This window comes from Wolbachia endosymbiont (group A) of Lasioglossum fulvicorne, assembly GCF_964028605.1.
Taxonomy (GTDB): domain Bacteria; phylum Pseudomonadota; class Alphaproteobacteria; order Rickettsiales; family Anaplasmataceae; genus Wolbachia.
On record NZ_OZ034798.1, the window covers coordinates 1111330 to 1126178 of the forward strand.

At 36.9% G+C, this 14849-nt stretch carries 10 protein-coding genes and 7 pseudogenes; 8 read left to right on the top strand and 9 right to left on the bottom strand.

What is annotated here, in order from left to right:
• Positions 1–56: 56 nt before the first annotated feature.
• Positions 57–916 (top strand): IS630 family transposase gene (locus tag ABWU71_RS06145; protein ID WP_353284288.1). Its coding sequence is split into 2 segments (ribosomal slippage): positions 57–381 and positions 381–916, totalling 861 coding nucleotides; the frame shifts between segments, so codons are not numbered across the junction.
• A gap of 28 nt (positions 917–944) precedes the next feature.
• Here the strand turns inward: ABWU71_RS06145 and ABWU71_RS06150 are convergent.
• The 3 genes and pseudogenes from ABWU71_RS06150 to ABWU71_RS06160 form a co-directional block, all read right to left on the bottom strand.
• Positions 945–1416 (bottom strand): annotated as a pseudogene (locus ABWU71_RS06150) (IS5 family transposase); the annotation flags it as partial.
• A gap of 60 nt (positions 1417–1476) precedes the next feature.
• A pseudogene (locus tag ABWU71_RS06155) lies at positions 1477–1782 on the bottom strand (IS630 transposase-related protein); the annotation flags it as partial.
• Positions 1783–1973: 191 nt separating this feature from the next.
• Positions 1974–4175, bottom strand: a complete 2202-nt coding sequence (locus ABWU71_RS06160; RefSeq protein WP_353284289.1) for a glycoside hydrolase TIM-barrel-like domain-containing protein — start codon at positions 4173–4175, stop codon at positions 1974–1976.
• A 524-nt stretch (positions 4176–4699) separates the two neighbouring features.
• On the opposite strand from ABWU71_RS06160, the gene ABWU71_RS06170 reads away from it, so the two are divergent.
• Positions 4700–5722 (top strand): hypothetical protein, encoded by a 1023-nt coding sequence (locus ABWU71_RS06170; RefSeq protein ID WP_353284291.1) that lies wholly within the window; start codon positions 4700–4702, stop codon positions 5720–5722.
• A gap of 5 nt (positions 5723–5727) precedes the next feature.
• Here the strand turns inward: ABWU71_RS06170 and dcd are convergent, their stop codons facing one another.
• Entirely contained in the window at positions 5728–6285 is a 558-nt protein-coding gene (gene dcd, locus ABWU71_RS06175) for a dCTP deaminase (RefSeq protein ID WP_353284292.1), read from the bottom strand.
• Positions 6286–6425: 140 nt separating this feature from the next.
• On the opposite strand from dcd, the gene ABWU71_RS06180 reads away from it, so the two are divergent.
• A complete protein-coding gene (locus tag ABWU71_RS06180; RefSeq protein WP_353284293.1) occupies positions 6426–7442 on the top strand; it encodes a substrate-binding domain-containing protein in 1017 nt (338 codons plus the stop codon).
• 270 nt (positions 7443–7712) lie between these two features.
• Here ABWU71_RS06180 and ABWU71_RS06185 read toward each other — a convergent pair.
• The 4 genes and pseudogenes from ABWU71_RS06185 to ABWU71_RS06200 all read right to left on the bottom strand — a co-directional run bounded on the left by ABWU71_RS06185 (position 7713) and on the right by ABWU71_RS06200 (position 10198).
• Positions 7713–8572 (bottom strand): IS630 family transposase gene (locus tag ABWU71_RS06185; RefSeq protein WP_353284076.1). Its coding sequence is split into 2 segments (ribosomal slippage): positions 7713–8248 and positions 8248–8572, totalling 861 coding nucleotides; the frame shifts between segments, so codons are not numbered across the junction.
• Between the two features lie 58 nt (positions 8573–8630).
• Positions 8631–8813, bottom strand: a pseudogene (locus ABWU71_RS06190) (IS630 transposase-related protein); the annotation flags it as partial.
• Between the two features lie 58 nt (positions 8814–8871).
• Positions 8872–9054 (bottom strand): annotated as a pseudogene (locus tag ABWU71_RS06195) (IS630 transposase-related protein); the annotation flags it as partial.
• 351 nt (positions 9055–9405) lie between these two features.
• A protein-coding gene (locus ABWU71_RS06200; protein WP_353284294.1) for an IS5 family transposase occupies positions 9406–10198 on the bottom strand; the annotation gives its coding sequence in 2 pieces (ribosomal slippage) (positions 9406–9933 and positions 9935–10198; 792 coding nt in all).
• Positions 10199–10561: 363 nt separating this feature from the next.
• On the opposite strand from ABWU71_RS06200, the pseudogene ABWU71_RS06205 reads away from it, so the two are divergent.
• The 4 genes and pseudogenes from ABWU71_RS06205 to ABWU71_RS06220 form a co-directional block, all read left to right on the top strand.
• Positions 10562–10873 (top strand): annotated as a pseudogene (locus tag ABWU71_RS06205) (hypothetical protein); the annotation flags it as partial.
• A gap of 7 nt (positions 10874–10880) precedes the next feature.
• Complete coding sequence (locus ABWU71_RS06210; protein ID WP_353284296.1) at positions 10881–11885, top strand: Mrp/NBP35 family ATP-binding protein; 1005 nt, start codon at positions 10881–10883, stop codon at positions 11883–11885.
• Between the two features lie 384 nt (positions 11886–12269).
• Complete coding sequence (gene ubiH, locus ABWU71_RS06215; RefSeq protein ID WP_353284297.1) at positions 12270–13427, top strand: 2-octaprenyl-6-methoxyphenyl hydroxylase; 1158 nt, start codon at positions 12270–12272, stop codon at positions 13425–13427.
• A gap of 418 nt (positions 13428–13845) precedes the next feature.
• Positions 13846–14163, top strand: a pseudogene (locus ABWU71_RS06220) (transposase); the annotation flags it as partial.
• A 13-nt stretch (positions 14164–14176) separates the two neighbouring features.
• Here ABWU71_RS06220 and ABWU71_RS06225 read toward each other — a convergent pair.
• A pseudogene (locus ABWU71_RS06225) lies at positions 14177–14335 on the bottom strand (IS4 family transposase); the annotation flags it as partial.
• A 91-nt stretch (positions 14336–14426) separates the two neighbouring features.
• Here ABWU71_RS06225 and ABWU71_RS06230 point away from each other — a divergent pair.
• Positions 14427–14822, top strand: a complete 396-nt coding sequence (locus ABWU71_RS06230) for a DUF6444 domain-containing protein (RefSeq protein WP_353284298.1) — start codon at positions 14427–14429, stop codon at positions 14820–14822.
• The last annotated feature ends 27 nt before the right edge of the window (positions 14823–14849 follow it).

Here is a 14849-nt window from a genome sequence, read left to right on the forward strand (position 1 = left end):
TTTTCATAGAAGTCCGGATGTGATAAGATAAGGATAGACGATGATAAGGAGGTTGAGTGCCAGCAGCATATAGTTATGACTTAAGGAAAAAAGCAATGGAAGCGCTAGAGGAGGGAGGAAGCAGAGAAACAGTGGCAGCAAGATTTAAAATTGGACGAACTACTTTATGGGAGTGGCAGCAGAGAAGAAAAGAAACAGGAGACTTTCAATCAAAAAAACTTGGAAATGGAGGTTACAATCACAAAATTACCGACTGGGATGCCTTTGCTAAATTTGCCAGAGAAAACGGAGGAAAGACTCTGTCGGAAATGGCTAAACTTTGGGGCAACGTTAGTATCCAAACGATCCACCGAGCTCTCAGAAAAATTGGATTTACGCGCAAAAAAAGACATATGGATACAAGGAAAGAAACGAAGAAAAACGTGCTGAATTCTTAAAAATTATAGCAACAAAAGAACCAGAAAACTTAGTTTATATAGATGAGTCTGGCATTGATAACACAGAGGACTATCCATATGGGTATTGCCAGAAAGGACAGCGTTTTTATGGCCTAAAATCTGGAAAGAAAACTCAACGAATCAGTATGGTTGCAGCCTTAAGTAGAAGAAAGATAGTTGCTCCATTAACCTTTGAAGGCCACTGTAATATGGATGTTCTTAATGGATGGTTTGAGCAATTTTTGACACCGATCTTGGAACCTGGACAGACTGTCATTCTTGACAATGCTACTTTTCATAAGTCTGGTAAGATTATCGAGCTTGCTAGAGGAGTTGGTGCAGAAATTTTGTATCTGCCGCCGTATTCTCCAGATTTCAACAAAATTGAGCATCATTGGTTTGCTATAAAAAACAGAGCTAGGAAAAACATTCCTCTATTCGAATCCTTTCGTCGTGCTGTTGATTCTGCCTTCCTATGACCTGTTCGGACTATTATGAGAAATGCTATATCTCTGCTGTTGTTATATAAATTGCATGGGGCAAACCTTGCGTATCTACTGCAATATGGCGTTTTATTCCTGAAATCTTTTTGCCTGCATCATAGCCTTTTTCTTCAGCAGTATCTGCATTTTTTACACTCTGTGCATCAATTATGCAGAAGCTGGTTTTTTCTTTCCGACCATTGTTTTGTCGGACCACGCCAACTATTTTTTTTTAACACCAGCTCCAGAACACTTTCTTTATCTGCATCTGGTTTTTCACTCCACTTCTTAAAATAGTCGTAACAATTGCGCCATTTTGGAAACTCTTTTGGTAGCATTCTCCACTGACAACCGCTTTTCAGAACGTATAACACTCCACAAAATACATCATACAAATCAAGTTTCCTTGGTTTTGTTTTTTTTCTACAGGACTCTAGATCTGGTAACATAATCTCAAATCTTTCCCGACTTATATCACTTGGGTATAAACTCCTCATATATCCTAACTTATATATATTATCTCTTAGTTTATTCCTTTCTTGAGATCATGTACAGGTTCTTAGAGCTCGGTGGATCGTTTGGATACTAACGTTGCCCCAAAGTTTAGCCATTTCCGACAGAGTCTTTCCTCCGTTTTCTCTGGCAAATTTAGCAAAGGCATCCCAGTCGGTGATTTTGTGATTGTAACCTCCATTTCCAAGTTTTTTTGATTGAAAGTCTCCTGTTTCTTTTCTTCTTTGCTGCCACTCCCATAAAGTAGTTCGTCCAATTTTAAATCTTGCTGCCACTGTTTCTCTGCTTCCTCCCTCCTCTAGCGCTTCCATTGCTTTTTTCCTTAAGTCATAACTATATGCTGCTGGCACTCAACCTCCTTATCATCGTCTATCCTTATCTTATCACATCCGGACTTCTATGAAAAGAGCTATAAAGTAAACGATGTTAACTTTATTGTTTAAATCTAATTGACTGATATTAGCAAGTTTTGAATTGTTACTGAAAACCGTTTCACCAATTGGCACTACAGTTGTAACTCCCCTGCCCTTTTGAACAAATTTCAGTTTAGAGTCCTGTTCAACCACATCAAAAAATAGCAACTTTGCAGCATTTTAATAATTGAACGTACGGGTTGCTGATCGTTTATCACATACCCAGACAATAACCCTTTGACGTTGCTTGTATCGAACTGATTGCTTTTTAAACCTGTTTTTTGTAACAGATCCGATAAAACATCGGAAATATTAAGCTGTGAAAGCTTTCCCTGAATCCAATGGCCTGTCTGCCAATTATGGCAGTCAGTCCACATATCACACAAATTGGGGAAATAAGGAAATGGCCTTGCGTCCCATGCCCAGAGAAACATTTTTTCTACCATTTCCGAACTTTGCCACTTTTTTAGCGTTCCTTCAATTGCAATTTTCTGTGAAAGAAAGCTCACCTCTCCATTTGAATATCGTGGATATTTGCTCTCTATGCTGCCTTTACCAACAAACACATTTGGCTCATTAGTGCAGCCGTTCATACTGGGAAATCCATACTCAGTAAACCATATTTTTTTCATCTTTGGTTGCCATTTTGTTTTGCTACCACCTGGATTTATGTGAGTTTCACTCCACCATTTCTCTATATTTTTCCACGCATACCTGCTGTCGTTATACTTTACTTTTTCAGGCTCACTTTTTGAGTAATCATAGAAATAATCATACCCCACTCCACTGCTCCAACCACCCATTACATCTTCCGCAGAATAGCCAAAAGGAGGCTCTGGACCATCAGTCAGTGGAAAATAAGCATCTATGCCAACAACGTCGATATACTCCGAAGACCAAAGCTCATCCATATTATACCAACCATCATATGAATGATATTCGCTCCAATCAGCAGCGTAAGTTACCGTTACTCCCTTTCCAAGCTGAAGTTTTATTCGCTTTGCAAGCTTAACTAGCTCTATAACGGCAGGGTAATTCCCTTGTTCATCTCTAATTTTGGTAAGCTGCACAAGTTCAGAACCGATGATAAACCCTTCCACTTTAGTTTGTTTGGCAATGCTTGCATAATGCTCTATAAATTTGTTATATTGATTCTCAAAAAAATCACTTATATCCCCAGGGGTCCCACTCAATTTTCCTCGCCATTCTTTATTTTCTGTGTCAAGTAAGGGCATTGGATAGAGCATCACCTTGTAGCCTCTGCTGCGTAACTCTTCTATATATCTTATCAGCGCTGCATCACTAACTGTGCCACCATACCTTGGGTTTCCACTCGCATCTTTTGAAATTAGTTGAGCATTATCTCTGGTTACACCCCCTACTTGCCAATCATCAGGTAATATTGCGGAATCATCTTGAAATTCAACTGCAGGGTATATTTTACAATCTTTAATGTTCAGATCATTCACAAACCAATTGACTACTACCGATACCCACTCAACATTTGGCAAATCTTCTTTTAATTGATCCAAAGAAAGCATTGCATCGCTCTTTTTAGTGTGGTTGTTGTGATTTACCCTTTGCGCCAGCCCATATGGGATATATTGGTTGCTGCTTATTTTCTCTTGCGCGATTTTCTTCTGTATTTTTGTATCATATACAAACTCACCTGAACCTGGTATTATATTGATATTCCGAATATTTTTCGCTACTGAAAATTCATTTGACTTTACTGCAGTTTGCACTTCAAACGTAAATACCGGAACATGATTATTATAGTCTGCTAAAGGAAAATTCTTGATGACTATGTAAGATATTCCCCTATAAGCCGGCACATTCCCCTCTCCTTCAATTGATGACATAAATGGATCAGGATTTTGATCTTCTGCACCGAGGTAAAAAGTATAATCTATTTCATCAAAGCTAAGCGATGTTGTATCTGCCCAGATTCTGTTTAATTTTTCTACTTTCCCCTTGCAGATCGCAATTGCAAGCGTTGCATAGTAATTATACTCAACATTCATACCTCTTCCAATTTTGCTTTTGATGGTTATCGCCTCTTCTTTTATTGGCTGCGCCCAAATAATGTTCCCTGCAACACGAGCAGTGCCATAGATAATTGGGATCGTTCTGCCGTAGGTTGAGGTTTGAACTTGCAGATTTTTTAGCCTTGCCCCATGCGTTACTTTTTGCTCGGCATCAAGACCAAACATTGCGCTATCTAGCTGTGCACCAAGAAGAGCACCGAGTTCTGAGCCGATAATCCGGCCAATTGGACCAAAAATGCTGCCTGCTTGACCAAAAATTGATGATAAAATTATTGTGGACATGGTAATCCTCCTTTTTGATAGATTTTTTTGAAATTGTTGAGAAAAGATCCAAGTGTCACGTTACTTGGATGACACCTATAACCTTGTCATCCCAGTGCTTCTTCCTTTGTCATCCAAGTAGCGTGACACTTGGATCCAGGAAAATTGATTGTAAACGAGCAAACATTTTCGATAAAATTACCAAAAAGCTGGATTCCAGTGTCAAGCACTGGAATGACACCATCCTTTTTTTCTGGATCCAAGTAGTCAAGGCACTGGGATGACACCATCCTTTTTTCTGGATCCAAGTAGTCAAGCTACTTGGATGACAAGAAAGGGGCTACTTGGATGACAGATATTATGATAAGAAATTCAATAACTTACAATGAATAATTGAAGTTTTTAATTAAGAAAAGCACATGAGTAAATCGTGTAGCTATAATCATTGTAAGCAACAATAAGAAAGTGCGGAAGTAGAAATTTGAGTTGACAAAATAAGAAAAAATATAGTATATTAATAATATTGATATTAACTTAAACTAATTATGCCAGCAGTAGTAAATACACCAGACAACATACAAAGACCGTCGAAATTAAAAAAAGCAAAAGAAATTCTGCTAGCTCCTGTAAGGTGGCTAATCATAGGTTTATCTGCAGTACTTTCGATAATATTTGTTATTTCTCTCCTGGTGTTTTTCTTAATCGCCACGGTGTTGATTAAGCTATATCTTTCTGCAGGAGGCAAAACGCCGGAGTGGTTAGAGCAAAGAGCTGAAGCATTTATGGAGGTAGCACGTATTCCACAAACAACACATGATACTAATGTAAATGATGCAATTAATATTAACGTTCAAAAGCTAAAAGAAAACTACGGTGAGCCTGATATTGATGATAAGTTTATAGAGGAAATAGAAGGATTTATTGATCAGTTAGAGTGCATAGCAAATGGCACACAAAAAGCTGCAGATAAAGATCAACTTACAGAAGATGAGAAAAAACATGCACTTGAGTGCTTGAAGCGTATAAAAAATAACCCTGACCCACATAGTGGAAGCAGGTTAACATTGAAGCAAGTTTTAAATTTAGTTTGGAAGGCTTGCAACGATCAAACTAGAGCAAATAATATAGATATTAATACCCGCATATCACAGAGAAAATATCAACTGGTTAAACATTTAGTAGAATCGCAAACAGAATATGGAGTGCGTGGTGGTCATGGTTCAAGTGCATGTTTTACTGGTACCTTCAACAGTATTGTTTCTTCCTTGTACATTTTTGAAGAGTTTTCCTTCTTGCAAAAAGCAGATAAGAATACTATAAAGCAGGCATTTGAGAATGAGCTGCTAAAAAAGGGAGAAGAACTATTTAGTCAGCTTTCCAATGATAAAGAAAGAAAAGAAGTTGCAGAAGCTTTAAGTAATCCTTCTACAAATTTCTTTTTAAGCTATGTAGAGTCATTTAAAAACCACTCTGCACGTGCAGTTTTAGGTGATAAAGAATGCGACAAATTAGTTAAAGATCATCTTAGTAGTCTTCAGTACAATAAAACAATATCACGCTTTACCTGAAGTAATCACTTCACCAGCGGCAAAGTGATACCATGCTGATTCATATATTTTCCTTTCATATCATCATATGATTTCTCACACTCACTTTCGCCGCTTAAAAATATGAATTGGCATGCGCCTTCATTAGCGTAAATTTTTGCAGGAAGTGGGGTGGTGTTTGAGAATTCGAGTGTGACATGACCTTCCCATCCAGGTTCTAAGGGAGTAACGTTTACTATAATTCCACATCTTGCGTAAGTTGATTTACCAACACAAATGACCAGTACATTTCTTGGTATACGAAAGTATTCAACTGTACTTGCAAGTACGAAGCTGTTTGGTGGAATTATGCATACGTCTGTTTCTTTATCTATGAAACTATTCTCAGAGAAATTTTTAGGGTCCACGATGGCTGAATTAACGTTAGTAAAAATTTTAAATTTATTATCCACTCTTGCGTCGTAACCATAAGATGATAGTCCGAAAGATATGACACCTTTGCTACTTTTGTGATTCACAAAAGGCTCTATCATTCCAAAGTTTTCAGCTTTTTCTCTTATCCATTTATCTGGCATAACTGCCATAACTGTTCCTTAAAGTTGTGTAATACTTACAATAATATAAAATAAAATTTAAATGTAAACTGTAGCTTTTGTCATGCAATTAAAGCTTTTCAGTTTGATTTTTGTTATAATAATTAGATTTATGTTCTTAACTAAAAATAATGCTTAGAAACTTTCTCCTGATTTTTGTATTTGTATTATTCACGCCGCTGTCAAATGCTGATGCCAGGAAATACATCAGAATTGTTGGATCTTCAACTGTTTTTCCTTTTATCTCGTTTATAGCCGAGGAGTTCAATTGTGTATTCCCTTTTAAGACTCCAGTTGTGGAATCAATAGGAAGTGGATCAGGGTTCAAAATGTTTTGCTCAGGAATAGGGGAAGACACGCCATACATCACCACTTCATCTCGCCCTATGAAGGAAGTAGAAAGAGAACTATGTAAAAGAAATAAAATTAATGAAGTGATAGAGATCATCATTGGCTATGATGGAATTGTCATTGCAAATTCAAATCAAAGCCATAGATTTGATTTCACAAAAAAGGACTTATTTGAAACTTTATCTGCATATTCTCAAGAAAATGATAAACTAGTAAAAAATAATAAGAAGTTTTGGTCTGATGTGAATCAAGCCTTACCAAAAACAGAAATTGAAATTTATGGTCCACATCAAAACACAGGCACATACGAAACTTTGGTTAATTCTATTATGCTTGATCAATATTCATGCATGAACTCGAGAATTTTTAAAGAGAATTATAAAGATCAGGAAGAAAGAAAGAAAGCATGTGCTAATATAAGGGATGGCGGAAGGTATATAGAAGTTGGAATTAATGAAAATATAATAATACAAAAATTGAAAAGTAACAAGAACGCCTTAGGGATATTTAGTTTTAGCTTTTTAATGAGGAATCAAGATAAAATACAAGGGAGCACAATTGCAGGAATTGAGCCAACTTACGAAAATATATCATCGGGAAAATATATATTAGCAAGACCTCTATACCTTTGTATAAAGAAAGAACACCTGGATACTGTTGATGGATTAAGAGAATTCATAAAAGAAATTATAGATTCGATCGGCATTGAAGATGGGTACCTATCTAGGCTTGGTCTAATTCCACTTTCAAGTGAAGATATAAAGAAAGCTTCAGCAAAAGTTTATGATATAACGTGACGGCAACACTTCTTGTATCCGTTCAGGATAGCGGCAAGACCATAGAGTAAAAGTGAGTTTACAACAAATGGTGTCATGCAAGTAGCTGACACTGGGATCTAATTTCACTTTATGATGGTGTCATTCCAGTGCTTGACACTGGAATCCAGGAAACTTAACTTTACACCAGGTAATAAAAACTGGATCCCAGTGTCTGGGCACTGGGATGACACCCTCCTGGTAGCACAACGTTCGTACAGTTATAGCATTTCTCATAATAGTCCGAACAGGTCATAGGAAGGCAGAATCAACAGCACGACGAAAGGATTCGAATAGAGGAATGTTTTTCCTAGCTCTGTTTTTTATAGCAAACCAATGATGCTCAATTTTGTTGAAATCTGGAGAATACGGCGGCAGATACAAAATTTCTGCACCAACTCCTCTAGCAAGCTCGATAATCTTACCAGACTTATGAAAAGTAGCATTGTCAAGAATGACAGTCTGTCCAGGTTCCAAGATCGGTGTCAAAAATTGCTCAAACCATCCATTAAAAACATCCATATTACAGTGGCCTTCAAAGGTTAATGGAGCAACTATCTTTCTTCTACTTAAGGCTGCAACCATACTGATTCGTTGAGTTTTCTTTCCAGATTTTAGGCCATAAAACCGCTGTCCTTTCTGGCAATACCCATATGGATAGTCCTCTGTGTTATCAATGCCAGACTCATCTATATAAACTAAGTTTTCTGGTTCTTTTGTTGCTATAATTTTTAAGAATTCAGCACGTTTTTCTTCGTTTCTTTCCTTGTATCCATATGTCTTTTTTTGCGCGTAAATCCAATTTTTCTGAGAGCTCGGTGGATCGTTTGGATACTAACGTTGCCCCAAAGTTTAGCCATTTCCGACAGAGTCTTTCCTCCGTTTTCTCTGGCAAATTTAGCAAAGGCATCCCAGTCGGTAATTTTGTGATTGTAACCTCCATTTCCAAGTTTTTTTGATTGAAAGTCTCCTGTTTCTTTTCTTCTTTGCTGCCACTCCCATAAAGTAGTTCGTCCAATTTTAAATCTTGCTGCCACTGTTTCTCTGCTTCCTCCCTCCTCTAGCGCTTCCATTGCTTTTTTCCTTAAGTCATAACTATATGCTGCTGGCACTCAACCTCCTTATCATCGTCTATCCTTATCTTGTCACATCCGGACTTCTATGAAAAGAGCTATAACCTCCATTTCCAAGTTTTTTTGATTGAAAGTCTCCTGTTTCTTTTCTTCTTTGCTGCCACTCCCATAAAGTAGTTAGTCCAATTTTAAATCTTGCTGCCACTGTTTCTCTGCTTCCTCCCTCCTCTAGCGCTTCCATTGCTTTTTTCCTTAAGTCATAACTATATGCTGCTGGCACTCAACCTCCTTATCATCGTCTATCCTTATCTTGTCACATCCGGACTTCTATGAAAAGAGCTATAACCTCCATTTCCAAGTTTTTTTGATTGAAAGTCTCCTGTTTCTTTTCTTCTTTGCTGCCACTCCCATAAAGTAGTTCGTCCAATTTTAAATCTTGCTGCCACTGTTTCTCTGCTTCCTCCCTCCTCTAGCGCTTCCATTGCTTTTTTCCTTAAGTCATAACTATATGCTGCTGGCACTCAACCTCCTTATCATCGTCTATCCTTATCTTATCACATCCGGACTTCTATGAAAAGAGCTATAACTATCGTTGCAATAGGACATAGAGACACCATTTATGAAGAGGCTTTGAAGATAATTAATACATATACTCTTCAGTAAATTCTACCTTCCTTTTCTATCAAGTTATAAAAATACTATAGAGATTATATATTTTTATACACCACTCCTTCCTGATCCATTCTCTACCTTAGGTGGCTTCGCTCGGCTCAAAGAAAGTTCATTTTTTTGGTTACCCCCCTATAAATTATATATTATATATATAATTTATAATTAGGGGAGAGGCGACGAAAACAAGACTTAGAGCCTGTTCATAATCTTTTCAGAAGTAAGGCAGTGAAAGCCAGAACGACCATTTGTAGGCTAGTATTGAGTTTTCGCTCACAATTTTTCCACAATCTTCTACATTTTTCTAACCAAGCAAAAGATCGCTCCACAACCCATCTTTTGGGCAATACAACAAAGGAATGTAATTCATTTCTTTTTATCACTTCAACGGTTGCACCAATAATCGTTTTTATTTGAGTTGCAAAATTCTCTCCAGTATAGCCTGCATCAACCAGTACATTTTTAACTCCCGAGAGGTTTTCTTTTGCATTTTCGACCATTCTCACAGCACTGCTACGGTCAGTTATCTCTGCTGTTGTTATATAAATTGCATGGGGCAAACCTTGCGTATCTACTGCAATATGGAGTTTTATTCCTGAAATCTTTTTGCCTGCATCATAGCCTTTTTCTTCAGCAGTATCTGCATTTTTTACACTCTGTGCATCAATTATGCAGAAGCTGGTTTTTTCTTTCCGACCATTGTTTTGTCGGACCACGCCAACTATTTTTTTTTAACACCAGCTCCAGAACACTTTCTTTATCTGCATCTGGTTTTTCACTCCACTTCTTAAAATAGTCGTAACAATTGCGCCATTTTGGAAACTCTTTTGGTAGCATTCTCCACTGACAACCGCTTTTCAGAACGTATAACACTCCACAAAATACATCATACAAATCAAGTTTCCTTGGTTTTGTTTTTTTTCTACAGGACTCTAGATCTGGTAACATAATCTCAAATCTTTCCCGACTTATATCACTTGGGTATAAACTCCTCATATATCCTAACTTATATATATTATCTCTTAGTTTATTCCTTTCTTGAGATCATGTACAGGTTCTTAGAGAAATACCAGATAAGCCATCAAGAGTAATAAAACTATTGAAGTTACAACAAAGTAAATGCGGTAATTGTAGACTATGGTTTGAAAGTGATGATATAATAGAAATACATCATAAAGACCGGAATAGACAAAACAATATGATCAAAAATTTATCTTTGTTACATGGGCATTGTCACGATGAATTACACAGGAGGTGTGCATGACAAGCACCAAATTAGAGAGAAGCCGTATGAGGCGCAAAGTCTCACGTACGGTTTTGAAGTCGAGTGAGGAGGGGCGACCTTCTTCACTTAGACAACAATATGCAGATGAAACTACGGAAGAAGACTTAAGGAAAATAGCAGAAAAAGCACCAATAATAAAGTTAGCCTACGATGAATTAGACAGGTTTAGCTGGAATGAAAAAGATCTAATAGCTTACGAAGAAAGAATAATGGATCTGCGGAAAGAAGAAGGCATCCTCGCTCAAAAACTTGATGAGGGAAATATTGAAGGAAAGATTGAAGTAGCAAAAAACCTACTTAAGGCTGACATCTCTATTGATATTATCTCTCAGACAACCGGCCTTCCTCAAGCTGAGATTAAACGACTTCAGGAAGAAATCACCTAAAAGGCTAATGATCAACGAAAAAATTGTAAGAGAGAACTTAAAAAAAGTCATAGAGCAAAAAAGCGGTAAAGATGTGATCGCTCTTGGCATAATATCCTCAATTATTATTAAAGGTCGAGATGTTGGTTTTGCGCTTGAAGTTGCCGGTAACACGCAAGCAAATGAAGAATTAAGAAGAAATTGTGAGCAAGCTGTTAAAGCTATACCAGGGGTGACAAAAGTGACCGTGGTTGCTACTGGTCAAAAACAAACTGGGCAACAAAAAGCTAAATTACATATCGAAGGAGTGAAAAATATAATCGTTGTAGCCTCTGGTAAAGGAGGTGTGGGCAAGTCCACAGTTGCGCTAAATCTTGCTCTCTCATTAGCAAAGTTGAAACATAAAGTTGCGCTGGTTGATGCAGATATATATGGTCCTTCCATTCCTAAAATGCTTGGCGCTGAAAAATTAAAGCCAGAAATACAGGATAGTAAAGCAATGCCTATAGAAAAGTATGGACTGCATACTATTTCAATTGGCTATTTTATCGATAAAGATCGTGCAGCAATATGGCGCGGACCTATGATTACAAAAGCACTTTATAATCTGCTAATGGGAACAAAATGGTCCGATATAGAGTATTTGATGGTTGATACACCACCTGGAACTGGCGATGTACATTTAAGTCTTATGGAAAATTTTAACTTAACTGGGGCGATAATAGTTTCAACTCCACAGGAGCTTGCTTTGATTGATGCACGCAAAATTTACGATATGTTCACAAAGCTCAGCGTACCGGTTATTGGCATTGTAGAAAATATGAGCTATTTTATTCAAGACAACTCAAAAATACACATATTTGGAAAAGATGGTGCAAAAAGAATGTCTGAGGAGCTGGGCATCAAACTCCTAGGCAGAATTCCTCTGAATCCACAAATATGCCATGCTTCTGATTGTGGAAATCCTTTAATGTTAAGTGAAGATTTAGCAGAGATTTATGAAGACATTGCTCAAAGTATAGTTAAACAATAGAATAAGCGTGAGAAACATGCGAATCAAAGTCCTCTTTTGTTAGTTACAAAATAGACTGCTTGCATAACCATTACTTACATGAAAAATTAACAGCTTTTGTCATTCCAGCGCGTGACGCTGGAATCCAGAAAAAAAGAAGAATGGATCCCAGTGTCAAGCACTGGGATTACACCTTTATGTTTGAGGCAAAACCGGCCATAGCATTTAACACACTGCCTTCGCAAAATGTTCGTACAGTTGTTCGTTACGTGCTGGAATGACAAGGTGGAGTGTCTTTAGATGTCATCCAAGTAGCTGACACTGGGATCTAAAAAATTTAATTTATATATAAAGTTTGTTTAAACTATTTTTAAAATAGATAGAATATAATTTTAGATAAATAAAATGAATTATGATGTAATCATTTCAGGTGGTGGGTTGCTTGGTCTTATTACTGCAATTGGCCTCAGTTGTGACTCTGTGTCTGTAGCTGTGATTGAAAAAAATAGTCTACCACGTGTAGTAGATGACAACCGAGCATTTGCTATTTCTCAAGGTTCGAAAAAAATATTGGAAAAATTAGGGATTTGGCAGTTTGTGGAGAGTGAAGCTGAACCTATACTTGATATATGCGTATTAGATGGAGATAGCCCAATTACTGTGCATTATAATCATAAAATGGTTAGTGAAGAGCCAATGGGTTATGTTATTAACAATGCTACTATATGGAATGCAATCAACAATAATTTTCTGAATAAACTAAATATATACTCTCCACATTCCTATAAAACAATTGCTTGTGATTCAGGATATGTGGAAGTTATTCTTGATAACAACCAGGAATTAATATCATCGCTACTTATCTGCGCTGAAGGCAAAAACTCTAAATTACCAGAGTTATTTTCTATACCGACAGTGAAATTTGACTATAAACAAAGTAGCATAGTATTTAATGTAAAGCATGAACTACATCACCAAAACTTAGCTGTAGAGCGTTTTTTCCCTGGCGGTCCATTTGCAATTCTACCGATGAAGGGTGGCTATACTTCTTCGATAGTTTGGACAGAAAAATCTGAAATTTCAAAAATGCTAATGGATCTGTCTGAAGAAGAATTTATTATAGAGCTTAAAAAAAGATTTGGTTCTTATTTAGGAGAGATAAAATTAGAGGATGAAAGAAAACTTTATCCTTTGAGTTTTGCTTTCGCAAAAAAGTTATATAAGGGTAGAGTTTTGCTTATCGGCGATGCAGCACATTCAATTCATCCAGTTGCAGGTCAAGGGCTTAATCTTGGAATTAGAGATGTAGAAAGTGTTATAAAGCACGTAGTTGCCGCAAAAGCGGCTGGTATTGATGTTGGCAGTAGTTATTTATTAAAGAAAATTTCACGTAACAGATGCTTTGATAATTTTACAATGGCGCTTGCAACTGATGGATTAAATAGGATGTTTTCCAACAGAATATTCTGCGCTAAAGCACTAAGAAATCTTGGCTTGATTGCAGTTGAAAATTCAGATTTCCTCAAAAAACGCTTCATTCGGCATGCTATGAGATTTATATAAATCACTTTTATAGCTAATGCAAGTCAGATTTCCCACGTCATACCGCCGCGGTATCTTGGCCGCTAACACGTAGCGGGATGACGAATGTATCTGTTCAGCAGTTGTGTTAAAAGTCAATAGAAAAATTGATGTAGCTGTGGATAAGTACTTTTATCTGTATAAACGTGCTTATCCACAGCTATGCTTGCTCTTAGATAGAAACAGACAGAGAGTTATATTCCTCAGTAAAAACCCTGTCATCTCTGACTAAAGAGTTAGCAAGAATAAGCAATTTCCTCATGGCAGCAGTGGAAGCAATTTTATATGGCTTTTTATATTGACTATATAATCTAGTAAAGAAAGGTTTGATATAGGAATTAGAGATTGTCCGGAAACTAGTAAAAGGCTATAATATCTGAAATTTTAGTACGTGATAAAGATGAGAAAAAAGTATCCAACAGATCTAAGCGAAAGGGAATGGGCAAGAATAGAAAAACACTTCAGAGTATCATACAAGAAAGGAGGAAGGCCGCCAAAGTATAGCAAAAGAGAAATATTAGAAGCAATTTTCTATGTATTGCGTACAGGGTGTCAATGGCGGTATTTACCAAATGATTTTCCGCTATGGAAGACTGTGTATGAGCAGTTCAGGCAATGGAAGAAGCAGGGAATTTTTGAGAAAATGAATTATGAAATTACAAAATATAGTAGAAGAAAAATAGGAAGGAATGAGCAGCCGAGAGCCTGTATAGTAGATCATACGCGTCAAGTTAAGAGATTGTGAGCAAATTTAGAGAGGTTAAAGTGGATACTCTAGCCCTTCTACGTTTGTCTTTTAATGAAAATCGTGACCAAGTTATAGTGAGTTTTTTAAGAAATGCTTTTAAACTATTAATTTTGGTTAATACTAAAAATAACTCTCTAACCCGGTAACCGTTCACGGAGATAAGGTGGTTTACAAAGTAAATATAAAAGTGTAAAGAAATAGGAAGCTAAATATGGAATGGGTAAATGACAACAGTGCTGCAAAAGGAGACTGTAGCAGAAAACGCTAATCTCAAGGAAGAAATAAAAGCGCTGATTACAGAAAATGATAGCCTGAAAGCAAAAATAATTGAATTAGAAGACAAATTGGGCTTAAATTCACAAAATTCATCGCTGCCACCATCACGAGATATATATCGTAAGAAAGGAAAAAAGAAGAGTGATAAAAACCCAGGAGGTCAGCCAGGACATAAGGCGCATAAGCGTGAATTAATGGCTGCAGACGAGGTAGTGAGCTGCACAATTGGTAAGATTTGTATGTGTGGAAGTAAGGTTGTTTTAGAAGATGAAATTGTTCATCAAAAGGTAGAATTACCAGAAATTAAGCCAATTGTAATGGGAGTGTTAAATAAACCATACGCGTCAAGTTAAGGAAAAAGATATGAAGGAGATAGAATA